16 protein-coding genes are annotated in these 20,667 nt (G+C 49.2%); 14 read left to right on the top strand and 2 right to left on the bottom strand.

The window, feature by feature from the left end:
- Nucleotides 1-143: 143 nt before the first annotated feature.
- Nucleotides 144-2,018, bottom strand: coding sequence for an ATP-dependent DNA helicase (locus tag ACFRAM_RS07385; protein ID WP_379465259.1), 1,875 nt, complete (start codon nucleotides 2,016-2,018; stop codon nucleotides 144-146).
- A 438-nt stretch (nucleotides 2,019-2,456) separates the two neighbouring features.
- Here ACFRAM_RS07385 and ACFRAM_RS07380 point away from each other — a divergent pair, with 438 nt between their 5' ends.
- The 4 genes from ACFRAM_RS07380 to ACFRAM_RS07365 all read left to right on the top strand — a co-directional run bounded on the left by ACFRAM_RS07380 (nucleotide 2,457) and on the right by ACFRAM_RS07365 (nucleotide 6,402).
- The gene (locus tag ACFRAM_RS07380; RefSeq protein WP_379465257.1) at nucleotides 2,457-2,957 is read left to right on the top strand and encodes a hypothetical protein; all 501 of its coding nucleotides are present in this window, start codon (nucleotides 2,457-2,459) and stop codon (nucleotides 2,955-2,957) included.
- Nucleotides 2,958-3,038: 81 nt separating this feature from the next.
- Nucleotides 3,039-3,614 carry a TetR/AcrR family transcriptional regulator gene (locus ACFRAM_RS07375; protein ID WP_175371146.1) on the top strand — a complete coding sequence of 192 codons (576 nt, stop codon included), beginning with the start codon at nucleotides 3,039-3,041 and terminating at the stop codon, nucleotides 3,612-3,614.
- A gap of 211 nt (nucleotides 3,615-3,825) precedes the next feature.
- Nucleotides 3,826-4,866 carry an NADH:flavin oxidoreductase gene (locus tag ACFRAM_RS07370; RefSeq protein WP_379465255.1) on the top strand — a complete coding sequence of 347 codons (1,041 nt, stop codon included), beginning with the start codon at nucleotides 3,826-3,828 and terminating at the stop codon, nucleotides 4,864-4,866.
- A 189-nt stretch (nucleotides 4,867-5,055) separates the two neighbouring features.
- Nucleotides 5,056-6,402, top strand: a complete 1,347-nt coding sequence (locus tag ACFRAM_RS07365; protein WP_379465537.1) for an O-acetylhomoserine aminocarboxypropyltransferase/cysteine synthase family protein — start codon at nucleotides 5,056-5,058, stop codon at nucleotides 6,400-6,402.
- 256 nt (nucleotides 6,403-6,658) lie between these two features.
- Here the strand turns inward: ACFRAM_RS07365 and ACFRAM_RS07360 are convergent, their stop codons facing one another.
- Nucleotides 6,659-8,005 carry an LLM class flavin-dependent oxidoreductase gene (locus ACFRAM_RS07360; protein ID WP_379465253.1) on the bottom strand — a complete coding sequence of 449 codons (1,347 nt, stop codon included), beginning with the start codon at nucleotides 8,003-8,005 and terminating at the stop codon, nucleotides 6,659-6,661.
- 311 nt (nucleotides 8,006-8,316) lie between these two features.
- Between ACFRAM_RS07360 and ACFRAM_RS07355 the strand changes: the two genes are divergently transcribed.
- From ACFRAM_RS07355 to ACFRAM_RS07310, 10 genes are all read left to right on the top strand, one after another.
- Nucleotides 8,317-10,170, top strand: coding sequence for a CocE/NonD family hydrolase (locus ACFRAM_RS07355; RefSeq protein ID WP_379465251.1), 1,854 nt, complete (start codon nucleotides 8,317-8,319; stop codon nucleotides 10,168-10,170).
- A 21-nt stretch (nucleotides 10,171-10,191) separates the two neighbouring features.
- Nucleotides 10,192-10,890 carry an HAD family hydrolase gene (locus tag ACFRAM_RS07350; protein WP_379465249.1) on the top strand — a complete coding sequence of 233 codons (699 nt, stop codon included), beginning with the start codon at nucleotides 10,192-10,194 and terminating at the stop codon, nucleotides 10,888-10,890.
- A gap of 81 nt (nucleotides 10,891-10,971) precedes the next feature.
- A complete protein-coding gene (locus ACFRAM_RS07345; protein WP_379465248.1) occupies nucleotides 10,972-12,594 on the top strand; it encodes an ABC transporter substrate-binding protein in 1,623 nt (540 codons plus the stop codon).
- 20 nt (nucleotides 12,595-12,614) lie between these two features.
- Nucleotides 12,615-13,556, top strand: a complete 942-nt coding sequence (locus ACFRAM_RS07340) for an ABC transporter permease (RefSeq protein ID WP_379465247.1) — start codon at nucleotides 12,615-12,617, stop codon at nucleotides 13,554-13,556.
- Nucleotides 13,557-13,569: 13 nt separating this feature from the next.
- Nucleotides 13,570-14,388 (top strand): ABC transporter permease, encoded by an 819-nt coding sequence (locus ACFRAM_RS07335; RefSeq protein WP_379465245.1) that lies wholly within the window; start codon nucleotides 13,570-13,572, stop codon nucleotides 14,386-14,388.
- 4 nt (nucleotides 14,389-14,392) lie between these two features.
- The gene (locus ACFRAM_RS07330; RefSeq protein ID WP_379465243.1) at nucleotides 14,393-15,508 is read left to right on the top strand and encodes an ABC transporter ATP-binding protein; all 1,116 of its coding nucleotides are present in this window, start codon (nucleotides 14,393-14,395) and stop codon (nucleotides 15,506-15,508) included.
- Nucleotides 15,411-16,430, top strand: a complete 1,020-nt coding sequence (locus ACFRAM_RS07325) for an ABC transporter ATP-binding protein (protein ID WP_379465241.1) — start codon at nucleotides 15,411-15,413, stop codon at nucleotides 16,428-16,430. The genes ACFRAM_RS07330 and ACFRAM_RS07325 overlap by 98 nt, the downstream gene beginning before the upstream one ends.
- Before the next feature lie 249 nt (nucleotides 16,431-16,679).
- Nucleotides 16,680-17,138, top strand: coding sequence for a hypothetical protein (locus ACFRAM_RS07320; protein ID WP_175371136.1), 459 nt, complete (start codon nucleotides 16,680-16,682; stop codon nucleotides 17,136-17,138).
- Nucleotides 17,128-18,897, top strand: a complete 1,770-nt coding sequence (locus tag ACFRAM_RS07315) for an ABC transporter ATP-binding protein (RefSeq protein ID WP_379465239.1) — start codon at nucleotides 17,128-17,130, stop codon at nucleotides 18,895-18,897. The genes ACFRAM_RS07320 and ACFRAM_RS07315 overlap by 11 nt, the downstream gene beginning before the upstream one ends.
- Nucleotides 18,894-20,666, top strand: a complete 1,773-nt coding sequence (locus tag ACFRAM_RS07310; protein ID WP_379465238.1) for an ABC transporter ATP-binding protein — start codon at nucleotides 18,894-18,896, stop codon at nucleotides 20,664-20,666. The genes ACFRAM_RS07315 and ACFRAM_RS07310 overlap by 4 nt, the downstream gene beginning before the upstream one ends.
- Nucleotide 20,667: the final 1 nt, after the last annotated feature.

The following is a 20,667-nucleotide window of genomic DNA, read 5'->3' as shown; positions in this document are numbered from 1 at the left end:
CACCGGCAACGGGAGACTCTGGTAAAAGCTTATTATAGTGAACACTCCTGATTCCTTAATGTTTTCTCAAACTGCAAAGGTTGTTTAAAAACGACTTATCTGTGGGATAAGTCGCTTTTAAATGTAATGGGCTTGATTCACTTTTAAACGGTACGCTGTATCCCCTTCTCCTCCACAAACCTCTCCAGATCTCTAAAATCCTCGGTAACCCTCTTAAAAGGTAAAGCTCCCAGTACCTTATCCCGGTAATCCTTCCTGGCTCCATTGGACAGACGGGAATCAAGTATGCTGAGTACACCAAGGTCAGTTTCGCTGCGGATCAGACGCCCGGTTCCTTGCCGTAAGCGGAGCAGCATGTCCGGTACAAAAACATCCTTCAAAGGATTGTCTGCCATAGACGCTTTATATTCATAGACAGGATCGGAAGGGACAGGGAAGGGCAGACGGAAAATAATTAACTGCGACAAATCGGAACCTTCGATATTCACGCCTTCCCAGAATACACCGGTACTAAGCAGGACACCTTTACTACTGCGGAAGTCAGCGATTACCCCGTCCTGGGACGAGCCTTCTCTTTGCACATGCACCGCCCATGCCAGCTTCTCGGAGTTTAACTTCTTATGAATGTACTTCATATCCTCTTTAGCTGAAAAAAGAACTAATGTCCGCCCATCCGTTAAGTTGCAGAGCCGCATCATTTCCTTGTATGCCGCTTCAAGATAAGCTTCCCGGTTCTGATGGTTATAGTAGGGGATGTCCTTGGCAATATACATCATGGAGTGGTTGTCATAATCAAATGGTGAGGCCTGGCGCTCCATATAATCTCCCCTGTATCCAAGGGATTGCGTGAGATATGCGTATTGTTCCTCCAGCGTCTCCCCGCTTTGGCACATGGTAGCTGATGTTAAAATAACAGAGGTCTTCCCGTTAAATAACGTATATTTTAAAAATTGGCTTATGCCTTTAGGACAGATGCTGATGGTGCTCTCCCGCTGGGTGTTGCTTGCCCAGATCAGATAATTATCCTTCACTCCGGCGAGTACATCAAAGAGTTCAATAAGTCCGTTGATATCCTCAAAAAGATTATCGATCTCCCGCTCATGCTTGGAAGTTAAGACGGAAAGGCTGAGACTACACGCTTTTAAAATCTGTGACCCCCGTTTTAAGGGAACTCCTGTTATCTCCGATACTTTTATACGGTCATTGTCCTGCTTGGCTGTTTGGAGCAAATCCGTCTCGACTTGTTTGAAAATATGGCTAACGCATCTTTTTAAAAATTTGAATTGCGCCATAAGCTCCCTATCTGCGGATTGCTTGAAGAGAATCTGTAGAGCGTCATCCAGAATACGGCCGGTTCTGCGGAATGTAAACTCGAGCGTCCCGGCATCTCTAACCTTTGACTCCAAATTATGAGCTTCATCTATTACGATCAGAGCGGGCCGTTCAGTGATTAGTCCCTTCGTTCCTTCTTTTTTCTTGATCAAATCACGGATGAGCAGGTCCTGGTTGACGATGATAAAATCCATATCGCTGGCGTTTGCATTAATTTTAGCCCTCATCTCGTAAAAAGAACATGTACTTTTATATTGGCAACGTTCAAATTTGCAATCATTGACACACACGTTGGACCATACAGCATCACTAATACCGCCCTTAATATCAGCTCGCTCATCAATTTCATAATTCACAATCTGCCGGGCAAGTGTGGATAGCGGGGAATTTGAATCATCCGTCTGTAACAGGTCTGCTGCTCTGTAACGGCAAGCGTACTGTCCCATGCCTTTTCCGACTACAGAGCGAACCCTTGTAAATCCGAGCCGGCTTCCGATGAACCTCAGATCCTTATGTATCTGTTCTGAAAGCTGTATGGAGGATGTGGCAATAATGACAGGTTGCTGTGAGATCTGGTTAATGAGCAGGCTGGGAATGAGGTATGCAAAGGACTTACCGATGCCAACTCCGGCTTCAATCATTGCGTTACGGCCATTAATGTAAGCATCCGCGATATCGAGAGACATATCTTGCTGCCCGAGCCGCTCTTTAAGTCCAATCCGGGGAAATCTATCGTACATCCGGAAGATGGCATTGACTAAAGAGGGCTCGATGTCTTTTTTTAGCTCCCGCTTCTGTAATTTATAGAGATCACTTAACCAGCTAATAACGACCGCCCCTTTTCATAATCAATGTTCTTCCTGCTATAGTTTTTTGGTGAGGTTGTAATTATCTTCTAAACTACTCTTCCAGTCAAGTGTGAGAACATAAAGCGGAGAGGGAGTACATAGTGGGCAATTATCAAGGCGCTTGGCATCAGCCGGAAGGATGAGTGGATAGCGAAGCGGACGTTGATGGAATTTTTGTTGTAGATCATGATATTTTTAGCATTAATTCCAATTCGATTGTAGTAAAATACTTCTTGTAAATGAAGGATATAAACTCTATTTAAAGGAGACAATCTTTTGAATAAACTGTTAAAATCATTTTCCATTATATTGCTTATTTTTATTGTCGGGGGATGCGGGATCGGATCAAATACCCAAGAAACAATCTTCAATGATAACCAGCGTTTAATGGATTCAGGGGATAGCTACACATTTGGGAGTAAGACAGGCAAGATTACAAAGGACCATGCAGAGATCAAATTCTCGGGCTTTTCAGGGGTCTATACTGTATGGAGCATAATTTCAGATGCTGACGTGACCACAAAGATTAACATTAGTGGAAATGCTAAAAACGATAAATTTAAAATTATCCAGGTTAATGAAAATAAAGAACTGATAACTCTTTGGAAAGGGGAAGGAGCAACTGAGCTTACAGTATCTATACCTAAAGGAAGCAGTTCAATTAAATGGGCTGGCAAACACGCCTCGGGCAAGGTGGTGATGCAACTAGAAACAAACTCAGAGATGAGAGTAGCCTCTCAGAAGGATCTGTTTGAGGGAGATGAATTTTTCAAGTAACATCTTCACCATCTTAGTATGTGGAATGTCCTTAATGATAAATTGTTGACTCTGTAGTCAAGAAGTGATAAAGTAACTCCCATGAGCAGACCAAGAGAGTTTGATGTCGATCGTGTGTTGCACCAGTCTATGGAAGTATTCTGGAATAAAGGATTCAAGGCAACCTCCTATGAGGATTTAACCCGTACGACGGGGGTTAAGAAGCAAAGTTTTTATTGCGTCTTTAACGATAAACGGACGTTATTCTTAAAGGCGTTGGTACGCTATCGTGAACACAGCATAGCAATACTCGAAAAGTTAGAAGCGCAGAAGATGTCTCCACTGGACAAGTTGGAGTCTTTACGCGAATCTCTTCTTGACGAGGAAGTCTCGTGTCGCGGATGCCTGATGGTAAATTCCGCAATGGAGTTCGGAACAGAAGACGATCAGGTTACTGGTGAAATAGAGCTGATGTTCGCTGAAGCCGAGCATGTATTAGAGAAGATTATTATCAGCGGGCAGGAACAGCAATTGATTACGACCCGTTATTCCAGTAAAGAGTTGGCATCTTATCTGCACAACGCTATTATCGGCGCGAGAATAATGGAGAAATCGGGTGCATCCCGGGAACAGATCGAGGCCGTTTTGCGAGTGTCTTTTTCATTAATTTCGCCTTGATCTTTTTTTTGCCAAGTTGTTGACTCTGTAGTCAAGTAAAAGTCGTTGCTATTGAGTAGAACACTATTATTCCATTAAAGGAGGTGATGCGTTTCGGTATGTGCCTTTAGGCTAAATTTGAATCGAAGTAAAGTTGATCTTAAGCGCAGGCGATGGGTCTGTGATAATACTTAAATTTTTCGAAAAATATATATTAAATTTGGAGGCTATTATGAACAATACTCAATCCGTAGAATCCCTGTTTACATCTATTGAATTAGGCAACTTGAAATTATCCAATCGCATCGTAATGGCACCGATGACCCGTCAATTTTCTCCGGACGGCGTGCCTGGAGCTAATGTAGCTGCCTACTATCGCCGCAGAGCTGAGAATGGTGTGGGACTTATTGTCACCGAAGGAACAGTAATCAATCATCCAGATGCGTCCAATCAAGCTAACGTTCCGTTCTTTTATAGTGAAGCTGCACTAAACGGCTGGGCCAATGTGGTGTCTGAGGTGCATGCAGCAGGCGGCAAGATCATCCCACAGATCTGGCATATGGGAGCAAAAGGCCAAGTGAATGATTATTCGGAAGCGGAAATTGCTGATATCGTTCAAGCTTTCGCACAGGCAGCAGCCGAAGCTAAGCGGCTTGGATTTGATGGTATTGAGCTGCATGGTGCGCATGGATATTTGATCGATCAATTTTTCTGGGAAAAAACCAATCAGCGTACCGACCGTTATGGTGGTAGCATGCTTGCACGCACTCGCTTTGCTGTGGAGGTTATCGAGGCCTGCCGTCAGGCCGTAGGACCAGAGTTCCCGATCGTCTTGCGTTTGTCGCAATGGAAATCCACTGAATACACAGCTAAATTGGCTGAAACACCGGAACTGCTGGAACAGTTCCTGGCGCAACTGGTTGATGCTGGTGTGGATATTTTCCACTGTTCCACTCGCCGTTTCTGGGAGCCTGAGTTCGAGGGTTCTGAGCTGAACTTTGCCGGCTGGACCAAGAAGCTGACAGGCAAACCGACCATTACGGTTGGATCCGTTGGTCTTGATGGTGATTTCACGAGTCTTTTCACTGAAGGAAAAGGGGCAAATCAAGTTGGGGTTGATGAGTTAATCCAAAAAATCGAACGTGAAGAGTTTGACTTGGTGGCTATAGGCCGTGCCCTGCTAGCTGATCCTGAGTGGGTAGCCAAAATCCGTGATGGCCGGACCGATGAGCTGGTTCCTTTTACAGCAGAAGCATTAAAAACACTTCATTAATACCTCTCTCAATTGACAGAACACACTATTATATGTAAAATTTAAATCATACTTATCTCATCGACATAATAATATATTGGTGTGGTTGACCAGTTCGACTGGAGACTGAAGCGGAGTTCACGACATGTGACCCGCCCAGTCTCTTATTTGCGTTTATCGCCAAAGGAGAGAGAGCGGATGAGCGAAAGGCTGAACGGAAGCAAGAAGTGGAGATTCGATACGTTGCAGGTGCATGCTGGGCAAGAACCGGATCAGACTACTGGGGCACGGGCGGTGCCGATTTATCAGAGCAGCTCATTTGTGTTCAAAAGTACGGATCATGCCAGCGCAGTGATTAATTTTGAAGAAGAGGGCAACATCTACACACGGATCAGCAACCCGACGAATGCTGTGCTGGAGCAGCGGATCGCCGCACTGGAAGGTGGTGTGGGGGCGCTGGCTGTAGCTTCGGGCTCGACAGCGGTAACGTATGCGATTTTCAATCTGGCCGGAGCCGGAGATGAGATTGTTGCGGCCAACACCTTGTACGGCGGTACGTTCAATCTGCTGGAGGTCAGTCTGCCAAAGCTCGGCATCAACACCGTATTTGTCTCACCGGATGATCCGGACAATTTTCGTCGTGCTATCACGGATCGTACTAAAGCGCTGTTCATTGAATCCATTGGCAATCCAGGTTTGAATGTCGCGGATATTCAAGCTATAGCGGATATTGCTCATGAGCATCACATTCCATTAATCGTAGATAATACGTTCGGCAGTCCTTACCTTGTGCGTCCGTTTGAGCACGGTGCGGATATTGTAGTGCATTCGGCGACGAAATATATTGGCGGACATGGCACCTCCATCGGCGGCCTGATTGTGGATGGGGGCACATTTGATTGGACTAGCGGCAGATTTCCGGGTTTTACGGAGCCAGACCGCAGCTACAATAATCTCCGTTATGTCGAGAAGTTCGGGGAACTCGCGTATATCACTAAAGTCAGGGTGCAGATACTGCGAGATATGGGGGCGGCGATCAGCCCGTTTAATTCTTTTTTACTGCTGCAAGGTTTGGAGACCTTATCTTTGAGACTGGAAAAGCATCTTGCGAACACACGGGTTATTGTTGAGTATTTGGAGAGTCATCCAGATGTGGCTTGGGTCAATTATCCGGGCTTGCCCAGCAGCCCCTATTATTCGTTGGCTGTGCGGTATTTTCCGAAAGGGCCGGGGTCGATCTTTACGTTTGGTTTAAAAGGGGGCTATAAGGCTGCTAATGTCTTTATCAATAGCTTGGAACTATTCTCACACCTGGCCAATGTAGCGGACGCCAAGTCGCTGGTGATCCATCCGGCCAGTACGACACATGCCCAGCTCTCACCGGAGCAGCAGCTCGCCGGAGGAATTACTCCCGACTTGATTCGACTGTCGATCGGCATTGAAGATCCCGAGGATCTGAAGGAGGATCTGGAACAGGCGATTCAGAAGGCACAGCTGGCTGTTACGGATGCAACTGAGGGAAGAGAAACCCCGGAGACGGAGCAAGTAACTGGTTAGCAACGTTTAGCCAGGATAGAATAATGCACAAAACGGCCTTGTTTCGCATTTACTTGCGATAAGGCCGTTTTATTATTTTGTGAACATACAAGCTGATGACATACATGGCTACTACCGATGCGATTTATTTAAAAAGTGATATCGATCTCTTGCACTTAAAACTTATGCATGCAAAAAGCAGCCATTCTCCAGTATTTTAGAGAGTCGCTGCTTTAGTTTTTTTCGGCTGCCGGCTACTTTGTTGCTATGTTCCTCACTACAGAGAAGCCGGTTCCTTAGCTGCATAACGATTCGACGTGACTTCCAGCCCCAGATGTTCCCTCAAAGTGCTGCCTTCATATTCCTTCCGAAACAACCCGCGCTGCTGCAGAATCGGCACGACCTGATCCACGAATTCCTCAAGTCCGTCTGGCAGTGAAGGGGCCATTAGCATAAAACCGTCGGCTGCGCCTTCTACGAACCATTTTTCCAGAGTATCCGCAATCTTCTCCGGTGTGCCTACCAGATGGTCCTGGCTGAAGGAGCCGATAATGAGGGAATAGACTTCTCTGAGTGTAGGATTCTCCCGGGCAATGACAGGCTGGTGCTTGACATAGTCAGGATTCCGGGCCTCCAAGTGGATCAGTCCTGCCTGCGCGGCGGTGGTCTGTGTCGTAAATCCGCTGAAATCAATCTCCTTAAAATAATCGGCCAGGAAACCAAGAATATCGCTATCCGGTAGCAAATCTTCCAAGCGTTTCAGCTTGGCATAGGCTTCTTCTTCCGTGGCAGCTATGACTGGAGAGATTCCTTGCAGAATAAAGACGTCGTCCGGATTCCGGCCATAAGAGGCTACCTCTTGCTTAAACTCCTGATAATACGCTTTGGCATCCTCAAAATTATATTTAATGGCGAAAACAACTTCTCCGACTCGTGCTGAGAACTTCCGTCCAGCCTCCGAATTACCTGCTTGAACCAGTACGGGATGACCTTGTGGTGAACGCGCAATATTTAGTGGTCCTTCCACGGCAAAAAACTCCTCTTTATGATGGAGCCGGTGCAGCTTATCTTGATCGAAGAACTGTCCAGACTTTTTATCATACAGAAAAGCATCGTCCTCCCAAGAATCCCACAGGCCGCGCACGACATCTACGAACTCTTCGGCTCTTTTGTAGCGATGGTTGATCTCGAAGTGAGACTCTGCTCCGAAGTTCCGGGCTGTATTCCCGGACAAGTCCCGGGTGGTGACGATATTCCAGCCTGCTCTCCCTTTACTGATCTGATCCACGGACAGGAATAAACGAGCCAAATTGAAGGGTTCAATGTAAGAAGTGGAAGCGGTGGCTACCAAACCAATCTTTGAAGAAGAGCCTGCCAGCGCGGCAATTAGCGTAATAGGCTCGAAGCGGTTGAGGATATTGGGGTGGGATTGTTCATTAATCGCCAGACTGTCTGCGAGAAAAGCCACATCGAACTTCCCGCGTTCAGCGGTTCGTACAAGCTCACGGTAATAATCAATATCTATGCTGGCACCGGGATGTGCAGACTCCAGTCTCCACGATGAAGCGTGCATACCTGTTCCGACGAGATAGGCGGATAATTTAATTTCTCTTTTGCGTGTCATTTGGGGCATTCCTCCTAAATGAGGGTCTCCAGTTGACTGGTCGAAACTCATGTAATGAATAAGTATGTAGGTTTGATTAATAGGTATTATGCAGAAGATTTTAAATAGATGAACTAGGTTTGTCAACTATTAAATTTTCAAATTATTAGCAAAAAAATAGGTTGTTGACGATCGTTAAAATTTGCGATACTATGACCTCAATATAACCGATTGAATTACTAGGAAATAAATGCGCGACCAGTCAACTGGAGATGCCGCTTCTAAATCAACCATTTAGAGCTGCATCTTTTTTTATGAGATGAGGTGAGGATGTGGCAAGGATAGGCGCGGCAGTCGTAGAACGAAATGTGCCAGTACCGATGAGGGATGGAACCCTGTTGTATGCGGATGTATACCGCCCGGAATCCGAAGGTCTTTATCCGGTACTGTTGCTCAGAACGGCATATAACAAGGAAGATGCCCAAACGATGAATTATGCCCATCCGTCCTGGTATGCGCGGCAGGGATATATTGTTGTGGTACAGGATGTCAGAGGGCGGTGGGCTTCGGAAGGTGAGTTTCATCCTAATAGCCATGAAGAGGAGGATGGGTACGACACGGTTCAATGGGCATCTGCGCTTTCCGGCGCCCTGCCCAAGGTTGGCATGTACGGGTTCTCCTACTGCGGGGCAGTGCAATGGCAAGCCGCATTGGCCCGGCCGCCTGCACTGATATGTATTGCTCCGGGAATGATCGGCTCGGATACCTATCAGGGGAAGACGTATCGCAACGGCGCTTTTGCACTGGCAAGCCTGCTGTCTTGGGCGCTGTTCGTGGCTCAGGATACAGCGCTGGACCGGGGGCGGAGTGATTGGGCGGGTGATATCCCCGGACTGTATGCGGGAATCCATTCGTTATATGGCAAGCTACCGCTGAAGAATCTGCCGGGGCCGCTGGAGGCGCTGGTTCCCTTTTATAAAGAATGGCTGGAGCATCCGGAAAGAGAGGAATACTGGCTTCCCTCGTCACTAAAGGAGCAGTATCAGAAGATTGCGGTGCCTGCTCTGCATATCGGCGGCTGGTACGACCTGTTCATCGACGGAACGATTGAGAACTATAATGGTGTCCGGCAGCATGGAGCCACTCAGGTGGCCAGAGAGAACCAGCAGTTATACATTGAGCCGTGGTTTCATATGCCATGGTCCAGATATGTAGGTGATTTGGACTTTGGCCCGGAAGCGGCTAACCGGGTTGATGCGTTGCAACTACAGTGGTTCGACAGATGGCTGAAGGGGAAGGTGCCGCAGGAGCGTGAAACAGCCGAAGTACTCGCGGCATCTGAAGCATACGCGGTGCATGGGAGATCTAAAGCGATTAAGTTGCATGTAACAACCAACGCGCATGAATCTTTTGAAGAGCATAAGTCGCACGTAGCACCCGAGCTATCCCAAGCCCCCATCCAGTTCTTCCTAATGGGAAGCAACAGCTGGCGGCAGGCGGAAGAGTGGCCGTTGCCTGGGGCACGAATCACGGATTACTACCTACATAACACGCATAAAGCCAACTCCATTAATGGAGATGGGCGGCTGGATACCGTATATCCAACGGATGAATACCCGGATGTGTATGTCTACCATCCTTCCATTCCGGTGCCTGCGCTTGGCGGGAGGTCAGGTGCCGTACCGGATCTTACGCCGATGGGGCCGAAGAATCAAATCCCTGTGGAATTGAGGAACGATGTGCTTGTTTATACCTCAGAGCCGCTGACCCGGGAATTGACCGTCATCGGAGAGATTGTCGCCGTGCTCTTTGTTTCCTCCAGTGCTGAGGATACCGATATTGTCGCCAAGCTGGTTGATGTTTACCCGGATGGCCGGGCATTCAACGTTGCAGAAGGAATTCTGAGGGTTAGCTACCGGAACGGGCTGGAGCGGCGCGATCCGATTGTGCCGGGTGAAGTGATGGAGCTTCATCTCTCGCTTGGGCCAACGGCGATCGTATTTTTGCCGGGTCATGCGATCAGGCTGGACGTGACCAGTTCGCTGTTCCCTACCTTTGACCGGAATCCGAACCGGTTGCTGAATCCCGGAGAGGTGACAGAAGGGGACTTCGTTACAGCGACACAGACACTTTTTCACGATAACAATTATCCATCAAGGCTCAAGTTGCCTATCATCGGAGAATGAAGAACAAAAGAGGTGCAGGGGATGACAGTAGCTTATATCTGGTTCGATCTTGGATACACTCTGGTTTATTTGGAAAGGGAGGCGGCGTACCGTGAATTTCTGCTCGAACAAGGCATTGAGAGGTCTCTGCAGGCCATTGAAAAAGCCTATCATCAGACCGACAAGCTGTTCATGCGTCAATATAAAGGGGCGTTAGGCAAGGATACGGATACCTTCTATCCGTGGTACATCGGTATATTGAATTACTCTCTGAACGTACATTTCGATCTGGTCCGTCAATGTAGGCGGCTGCGGGAAATTGAGGCCCAGCAGAAGAGCGGCTGGAGGGCGTTCCCGGAGACACTGGAAGTGCTGGGGACCCTTAAAGAGCAATCCTACGGGATTGGCCTGATCAGCAACTGGGATCTTACGGCGAGGTCGGTGCTGGAGGAGAACGGGCTGCTGCCCTTCTTTGATCAGATTATCATTTCCTCGGAGGTGGGCGCGGTGAAGCCGGATGAGGTCATTTTTCAGAAAGCGCTGAAGTTGGCGGGAGTAAGTGCCGGGCAGAGTCTGTATGTGGGCGACAACTATTATGACGATGTCATTGGCAGCCAGCGCGTGGGAATGGAGAGCTGTCTTATCAACCGGTTTGGTAAGCTTGGGATTGAGGAGATTGGGTCAGTGCCGACGCTTTCATCCATTAAGGAACTTCCGCAACTGCTTGGCGCATCATCGTAGAAGATATTAAGGGGCTAGTGAATCTACATTATCGTAAGGGATTAACGATTGCACATTACTAAGATAAAGGTGGGAAAGAAGATGACGAACAAAAAGCTAACGAACACAAAGAAATCCTTATATGTCCTCTCGTTGATTACGGCTGTACTCATGGTGCTGGTGTTATCTGCTTGCGGCAAAGATACAGCGAAAACGAACGCTTCACAGTCACAGCCCACCAGTAGTACAGAAGCAACGCAAGCCCCTGAAAGTACAGAAGCACCGAGTGCTGAACCGAAAAGCGGAGGCAAGGTCGTCGTCATTATCCCGCAGGATCTGGATTATCTGGACCCTCATCTGGCGGTAGCGGCTGGAACGGCCGAAGTGCTGTTCAACGTGTTTGAAGGTCTTCTGAAACCGAATGATAAAGGCGAGCTGTATCCGGCAGTTGCTGAATCCTATGAGGTATCCCCGGATGGTTTGACCTATACCTTCAAAATCCGCAGCGGCGTAAAGTTCCATAACGGCAAAACCGTGACCTCTGCAGATGTGAAGTATTCTTATGACCGACTGGCAGGTACCGCCACAGGCAAGCCATTGTCCACAGCGTACGAAAGTGTAGCCTCGATTGAGGCGCCAGATGCTTCAACGGTTGTTTTCAAGCTGAAGGAGAATAACTCTTCGTTTCTGACCTCCTTGACAGCGGCGAGCGGAGCGATCATTCCGGACGGCTATGAGGACAGCAACAAAACGCCTATCGGCACAGGTCCGTTCAAGTTTAAGGAGTATCTGCCCGGACAACGACTTGTCGTTGAAAAGAATTCCGATTATTACGTGAAGGATATCCCTTCGCTGGATCAGGTGGAATTCCGGATTATTACCGACAGCGAGGCTGCGCTGCTGGCTCTGAAGTCAGAAGAGGCGGATATTTATCCGCGGATCGGAACAGAGCGGCTTGAAGAAGTGGCTGATAAGTTCAATGCCGTCAGCGCTCCGCAAAATCTGGTGCAGCTCGTGACCTTTAACATTGCCAAGAAACCATTCAATGATATCAAGGTGCGTCAGGCGATCAACTATGCCGTCAACAAAGACGAGATTATTGCCGGGGTTGCACTGGGTAAGGGAACCAAGCTAGGTTCCAATCTAAGCCCTGTACTCGCCAAGTATTATCAGGAAGGTCTGGAGGATAAATACGCCACGGATATTGAAAAAGCCAAGAGTCTGCTCGCCGAGGCTGGTTATCCGAATGGTTTTGAAACTACCTTGTCGGTGCCGTCCAACTATCAATTCCATGTTGACACGGCACAGGTCTTCGCTCAGCAGCTTGCGCAAATTGGCATTAAAGTCAAGATCGAACCTGTGGAATGGGCAGTCTGGCTGGAACGGATTTATAAAGGGCGCGATTATGATCTGACGATTATCGGGCTGGATGGCAAGCTGGACCCTTACTCCATTCTGAACAAGTATTTGTCGGATTCACCGAACAACTTTTTCAACTATAAAAATCCGGAGTTTGATGAAACTCTGAAAGCTGCTGTCAAGGAAGTGGATGATGCCAAGCGGGTAGAGTTGTATAAAAAAGCACAGACCATTCTGGCTGATGATGCCGCGGCTGTGTATATTATGGACCCTAATCTGAACGTAGCTATCAGCAAAAAGCTTACCGGATACAAGCAGTATCCGATCTATGTACAGGATCTGTCGACCGTGCACTTTACGGAGTAACCTGCGGGAGGATTCAAGGCATGAACTATTACGCACGCCGGTTAGTCACGCTCTTCTTGACGGTATTGTTCGTCGTAGTGTTGACGTTCACTGCCTTTCGCATCATCCCTGGTAATCCGGCGTTGGCCATTCTGGGAACGGAGGCGTCGAATGAGCAGATTGCCCTGCTTGAAGCGAAGCTCGGCACCGACCGTCCCCTCTTGGTCCAATTCGGTCATTGGCTTGGCAACGCGGCTTTGCTGGATTTTGGAGAATCGCTACGATTCTCGGAGCCAGTGCTGAAGCTGATCGCCAGCCGTGTTCCGGTCACGTTATCACTGGCGCTGCTTGCGCTAGTGATTTCCGTGTGCACGGCGGTGCCGCTTGGTATTTTAGCTGCCAAATCGCACGGCAAGAAATGGGATGCCCTCATCTCGATTGGCACACAATTCGGATTAGCCATTCCTTCTTTCTGGATGGGGATTATCCTGATCCTTGTGTTCGGGCTGACGCTGAGGTGGTTCTCGGTCAGTAGCTATGTGCCGTGGTCAGAAAGTCCAATTCTGGCACTAAAGTCGATTGTATTGCCCGCGGTTGCGCTGGCGATTCCACAGATCGCGGTGATCGTCCGGTATTTGCGCACCACGATGCTGGAGCAGCTAAATCTGGATTATGTGCGTACTGCCAGAAGCAAAGGGTTGTCTGAACGGTCGATTCAATATATTCATGTGCTCAAAAATGCGTTGTTGCCGGTTATCACTATTGTCGGAATTAATTTTGGTGAGCTGCTGGCCGGCAGCCTGGTCATTGAACAGGTCTTCACACTGCCGGGCTTCGGCAGTCTATTGATTACCGCCATCGGTAATCGTGATTATCCGCTGGTGCAGGGTCTGGTGCTGCTAATCGCTGTCTCTGTCATTATCATTAATTTTATTGTCGATCTGTCTTACCGCTGGTTGGACCCGAAAATTCGTCTAAAGTAGAGGGCTCTTAAGGATGAGGATAAATAAAAGCTTCAGTCTGGTGCTCGGCAGTCTGTTCGTAGGGCTGCTGCTTGTCATTATGATAATCAGCCTCTTCTATACCCCTTATGGGGAGAATGTCATGAGTATAACCGAACGCTTGCAGGCACCGGGCTCAGCGCATTGGCTAGGAACGGATAACTTCGGGCGAGATGTGCTTAGCCGCATTATGGTCGGGGCACAGACAGCCTTTCTGGTCGGCTCTATATCCGTGGCGATTGGTCTTACTTGTGGTTTCATTGTGGGTACCTTAGCTGGGTATGTGGGAGGCTGGGTCGATGAGTTGATGATGCGGGCTACGGATGCATTGCTGGCCTTTCCCGGCATTCTGCTGGCGCTGTTGCTAGTGTCTATCTTCAAGCCAAATATGTTTCAGACTATTATCGCTATAGGTGTGTTATCCGTCCCATCCTTCGCACGGGTGATTCGCAGCGGCGTACTGCAGCACCGGGAAGCGGATTATGTGCGGGCGGCGAGAGGAATAGGCGCAGGGCATTTCAACGTCATTTTTATTCAGATCCTGCCCAATATTATTTCTTCTATTATAACAACGGCGGCACTGAGCTTCTCGACGGCGATTTTGGTGGAAGCGGCGCTCAGCTATCTGGGACTTGGCGTTCAGCCACCTGATCCCAGCTGGGGCAGGATGCTGAACGAAGCGCAAGGGTATTTGAACAAGGCACCTTGGTATGCGCTGGCACCAGGGCTGCTGATCACATTATCGGTGCTTGGCTTCAACCTGCTCGGGGATGGTATCCGCGATTTGCGCGACAACGTGAACAGAGGGGGATGACTAAGTGGCTGAGAGGGAAACGAAACGTCAGAAGATACTGGATATCCGCAATCTACGAATAGAACTGAAAGGGCGGCGGCGGGAACGGCTGACTGTAGTGGACGGAATCTCGCTGTCGGTATCTCGGGGAGAGACACTGGGGATTGTCGGCGAATCGGGCTGTGGCAAAAGCGTGTTGTCACTTTCAATGCTCGGACTGCTGCCCAAGGCGATGGAAATCAGCGGCGGAGAGATTTGGTACGGAGAGCGGGAGGGTGAGGCGCAGCCTTTACATCTTTTGAAACCAAAGGAACTGCGGAAAATCCGTGGCCGGGAAGTAGCCATGGTCTTTCAGGATCCGATGAGCTCTCTGAATAACAGCTTGACGATAGGCTATCAGGTGACAGAAGGACTCCGCCTCCATCTGGGCTATTCCCGCCAGGAGGCTGAGGCACAGGCTATTGAGCTATTCCGTAAGGTTGGTCTGGCGCGGCCGGATAAGCTGCTGAAGGAATATCCGCATCAGCTCTCGGGCGGCATGCGGCAGCGGGTGATGATCGCCATCGCGATCGCCTGCAATCCCGGTCTGTTGATTGCAGATGAACCAACAACGGCGCTGGACGTGACTATTCAGGCGCAAATTCTGGAGGTTATGCGGCAGATCCGCGATCAGGACGGGACATCGATTGTACTGATCTCACATGATCTAGGTCTCATCGCTGAGATGTGTGACCGGATTGCAGTGATGTACGCGGGACGGATCGTGGAGGAAGGATCGGTGGCGGATATATTTGACCGGCCGCGCCATCCGTATACGATTGGGCTGCTGAATTCTATTCCGTCGCCTTCTCATAAAGGCCACAGGCTGCACTCCATCCCGGGTGCGGTTCCGGGTCTTCACGAGCGCGCGGTTGGCTGTACTTTCGCTCCCCGCTGCCAATATGCCATGGAACGTTGCCAAACAGAGCGGCCTAAGCTGTTGCCAGTTGGATTCGGACATACAACCAGCTGCTTTCTGGTAGCGGAAGAGGGGGTGAAGAAGGGTGACAACCGAAATACCGCTGATCGAGCTGAGGGAACTGGAGAAGTATTATACGAAACGGGTGTGGCCGCAGAAGGGACAGGTGCTGCGAGCCGTTGACGGTGTCTCTGTTTCGATACGGAAGGGAGAGACGCTGGGGCTGGTCGGTGAGAGTGGCTGCGGCAAGTCGACACTAGGCCAGATAACGGCCCGGCTGCTTGAGCCGAGTAGCGGTGGTCTTTTCTACAAGGGAGAGGAGATCTCCGGTTCGGTGCGCCGGAAGCAGCAGGATCTGCGACGCCGGATTCAGTACGTGTTCCAGGATCCGTTCACTTCCTTAAATCCACGCTTCAGGATTGGACGGTTGCTGGAGGAGCCGCTGAAGTTGAACCGCCTGGGCAAGGCTGCGGCACGGTGGAGCAAGGTCAGCGACATGCTGGAGAGCATCGGCCTGGATGAGTCATATCGGAACCGGTATGCCCATGAATTAAGTGGTGGACAGCGTCAGCGGATCGGTATTGCGCGAGCGCTTATGCTGAACCCGGAATTTCTGGTGCTCGACGAACCGGTGTCCGCGCTGGATGTCTCTGTCCAGGCCCAAGTGCTCAATCTGTTAAAAGACCTTCAGCAGGAACTGTCGCTAACGTATCTGTTCATCTCGCATGATCTGAATGTCGTCCATTATATGAGTGACAGAGTGGCAGTCATGTATCTGGGCAAAATCGTCGAGATTGGCGAGATGGAAGAGGTGTACGCTCATCCCCTACATCCTTATACGCAGGCGCTGGTCTCCTCCATTCCGGCAGAGCGTACAGCACAGAAGCGGGAACGAATCGTACTTGAGGGCGATCTGCCAGACCCTTCTGCGATTCCATCGGGCTGTGCGTTTCGCACGCGCTGTATGCACGCCCACGACAGATGCTTCTCGGAAGCGCCCACGCTTGCGGACGTGAGGGAAGGGCATGCGGTCAGTTGTCATATGTGGTCAGAGGAGAGTTATAGCGTGAACAAGATTAGAGAGGTTAGAACCGCTTCTCTATAAAATTGTAAAGAACAAAGCTATATTTGTCAGAGTGATCTATATATCTTTAGACAAGTCTAAAACGACGCGACGACTGATTGGCACATGTAACTATAGTGTGCCTAACAGTCGTTTTTATTATGGTGACAAGCGCAAGTAACCTAAATCAAAAAAAAGGAGAGGCGGCAAAGCACCTCTCATCTATTGTCATAACCTAGAAAATACTGCTATATTTATTGGGATATTACATAGAGTGGCGGGGTGCATCCTATGGGGGATCGGCTTTGGAAATGGTATCGCTTCACATTTATACAGACGCCAATAGCAGCGCTGGTGATTATTGCCTTGCTGGTGGCAGGAATGTATGCGCTGATGACGAGAATTGAGATTCGCCAGTACAGCTCGGCACTGGGAACGATTGAAGCAGGTACGCACGCGGAGGTTACCTATTTGACTGTCTTGTTAGAAAGAGGAACCCCTGAACTGCAGAGTAACGATGAAGTTGTGTGGTACACCGAAGAAAGCGGAAATCGTTACCCGGCTAAGGTGGACAGTATCCATGAGGAGGAACGAGGAACGGTTGTGCGTATTCAGGTAGAACCAGCGGAGTGGGATCGAGCGAGTGCGGAAGGTTCAGGGAAGCAGAAGCCATATGTCGTGGAGATTCCAATTGGCAAACAGACAGTTATGCAGCGGCTTTTCCAGAAAGGAGAGCGTGATGAGGAATAATTCTCAGCAATCGCTGCGGTCACAGCTGCACATGTTGTGGCCCATAATCCGCAGATATCGACTGCCTTTAATCAATCTGTTTCTGTGTGTGCTCGTCACATCCGTCGTCGGCATGGTCTATCCTTACATATTTGGTCTGCTGGTTGATGAGGTTTTCTATCATCGGAACATGTCTTTCTTCTTATTTATTGTAGCAGGTTATGGTTTGATCTATGCCTGCGAGCAAGGTCTTCACTTGGTACTTAACAGTGTGTGGACCTATCTGGTCACACGATTCACATTTGATATCCGCAAAAAGCTGTATGACAAGCTGCTTACACTCAAGTCCACCTTTTTTCATAATAGTCGAACAGGGGACCTGATGACGATCCTCAACCGGGATGCGGAAGAGGTCATGGAGCTTATTCATTGGAATATTTTTTATTTAACAGCAAATGCGCTTAGGTTGTTGACGGCCATAGCCTTTGTCTTATACGCGAATGTATATCTGGGGCTGCTCATGATCATTGTCATCCCTGCTGTTGCGTTTACTACGCTGGCGTTTAACCGGGCTACCAAGTCCCGGATGGAGCGGCAGCGCAAACAATATGGGAAGCTGATGAGCTGGTGTGTAGAGATGCTTGGCGGACTGCGTGATATTCGCTTGATGGGGGCTGACCGTTACACGACCCGCCAATTTGTCCATCAACTTGCGGATTATATGCGGCTTAAGAATCAAACCAGCAGTATCGGTTTTTTCTCCGAGCGGGCGGTCAGTCTGGTTGCACTGGTGTCTGATCTGATTCTATACATAACTGCAAGTATCCTTATTGTAAAAGGCCAGCTGACGGTAGGCGGGTTCGTGGCGATGATTGAATATTTTTCCAGAGCGAGCGGTTTACTCAAGAATATGTCAGGGGCTGGCGCGAGACTGCAGCAAAATAAAGTAGCACTTGAACGCGTAGTGGGACTTCTGGCCAATCAAGAAGAGGATCGCTCGGTGAATTCCCCCAACCTGTTGATCACGAAAGGCAGTATAGAATTCTCGAAGGTCTCGTTCGGTTACCGGAAAGAAACGCCAGTCCTTCGCGATTTAAATCTGAGTATTCAAGGCGGGCAGGCGGTAGCGATTGTAGGGAAAAGCGGGAGTGGAAAAAGCACGCTGATCTCGCTGCTTCTTCGTCTATATGATCCGGAGGAAGGAGAAATTGTGATTGACGGAATGCCGATTCAGCATTGCCGGTTAGCTTCTATCCGCTCTTCAATCGTGGTTGCGCTTCAAGAGCCATATTTGTTCGAAGGCACGATTCGTGACAACTTGCTCTGGGGCAATGCGAAGCAGAGTGATCAGATGTTATGGCATGCCTGTGAGCAAGCGGCGATCCATGACTACATTCTCGAACTGCCGGATGGACTGGATACCAAGATAGGAGGAAGACTGGGCATATCCATGTCGGGAGGGCAAAAACAACGGATAGCACTTGCTAGAACGTTTATGAAGAAGCCGAGAATGGTTATCTTTGACGAAGCTACGTCTGCACTGGATGGGGAAACGGAGCAGGTGGTCAGAGATAGCTGGCGCAAGCTGGGCCCTCAGACGACGATCCTTATCATCGCCCACCGTCTATCGACGATTAGGGAAGCTGATCAGGTGGCTGTGCTGGATGAGGGACGAATCGTTGCTTATGGGCATCATGAGGAGCTGCTTCAGAGAAGCAGTACCTACCGTAAGCTTTTTGCAGAACAGTACACAGAATACGGGGAGGTCATAAACGGATGAAGCGGTCGCTGACGATGCGTTTGCAATGGTTCCGATCATTCAAGCCGGAGTGGAGACAGCACCGGTTATTGATACTCGGATTAATTGGTGCGAGTGTGATGCTACTTTTGCTGGGGCTAGCCTCTCCGCTGTTATTCAAATTTTTAGTGGATCGGGTGATGATTGGTCATGAGCTTGGGCTGCTCTTGTACATCTGTATAGGATACGTACTTCTGTATATCGTAGAGAGCGCAGTGACGGGCGGACAGCTGGCCGCACAGAATAAACTGTCCAACCGCTTGACCTTTGCTGTCCGCAGGAAAGTGTGGGCCCGATTTGTACAAATGCCGTTCGAGAACTACGAGCAACAGAATTCAGGCGACTTGAAGAACCGGATCGACCAAGATGTTGAAGCTGTAGACCGCCTGTTTAAGTCCCATCTACTTGAGTATGGTTACAGTATTGCCTTCCTGATATCGAGTGCAGCTCTTATGGCTTGGTTCAGCTGGAAGCTGACATTGTTTGGCCTGCTGATGGTGCCTTTATCCTTCTGGATGACCAAGTGGCTGGGAAAAGGAGCGAAGGAAGCTGCGGAAAATTACCGGGAGATGTTTGGACGATACGAGGGATGGCTGCAGCATTCGATTCGCGCCTGGAAGGAAGTCAAGACGAATGGGATGGAGAAAAGAAGCTCGCTGGCCTTCACCGAGTATTGGCATGAGCTCAGCAGGTTATTTTTCAAGCGCCATATGTATTGGTACGGTAATCGGTCATTTCAAGCCATTAAGGATTTCTTTATTACACGCATGAACCTGTACTTTGTGGGCGGTCTGCTTATCATTCATGGGGATATGACGATAGGCAGTCTCTTGGTGTTCATGAAGTATTACGAACAGTGCTTCACACAGCTTGCTAAAATTATGGATCTGGATATGCAGTTCATGGATGATCTTCCTTCTCTTGAAAAGGTAAAGAATACGCTGGAGGAAACAAAGGAAGATACGAGGAGTTCGGAACTGAGCATGAAGCCATTCTTTCTGCCGGGAGCGGGAACGATTTCCTTTGAGGATGTGAGCTTTCGTTATGGGAATGCCACAAAATCGGCGCTGCAAGGGATCACTTTCCGTATTGAAGCAGGGACGAAGGTAGCTATCGTTGGGCGAAGCGGCTCAGGTAAAAGCACGCTGATGAAGCTGCTGTTGGGGATGTATCAGCCGGATTCAGGGCGCATCGATCTGGATGAACGTGATATTTCAACCATTCGGCACCTTGATCTGCACCGGGAGATCGGCGTTGTTATGCAGGATTCTAATGTTTTCAACATGTCTGTGCTGGAAAATGTACGCCTGGCCAGACCTGCAGCTACCGACCTTGAGGTAACCGAAGCATGTGCGGCAGCGCAGATGGATGAATTTATCCTTAAGCTGCCTCAGCAGTATGAGACGATGATCGGTGAGCGTGGAGTTCAGCTCTCAGGAGGACAGAAACAGCGGCTCGCTTTGGCCCGGATGATGTTATCGCAAGCCCGGATTGTAGTCCTGGATGAAGCCACTTCACAGCTGGATCAGGAATCGGAAAATGGGATTAACCGTACCCTGGATCAATTGGCGGGCGAACGGACCGTTGTTATTGTGGCCCACCGTTTCTCATCGGTCAAGCAAGCGGATCGGATCGTGTTACTCGACGATGGGCTGATGCTGGACGAAGGTAGTCATGAAGAACTGTGGGCACGAAGTGAGACGTATCGAAGCTTGTTTACGTATAACCGATGGGAGAGTGAAGCGGGGTAAG

Origin of the sequence: Paenibacillus sp. NPDC056722 (genome assembly GCF_042790635.1) — a bacterium.
GTDB classification, from domain to species: domain Bacteria; phylum Bacillota; class Bacilli; order Paenibacillales; family Paenibacillaceae; genus Paenibacillus_AQ; species Paenibacillus_AQ agri.
Note: the sequence above shows the minus strand (reverse complement) of the source record. Positions and strands in the feature narration are given on the sequence as shown.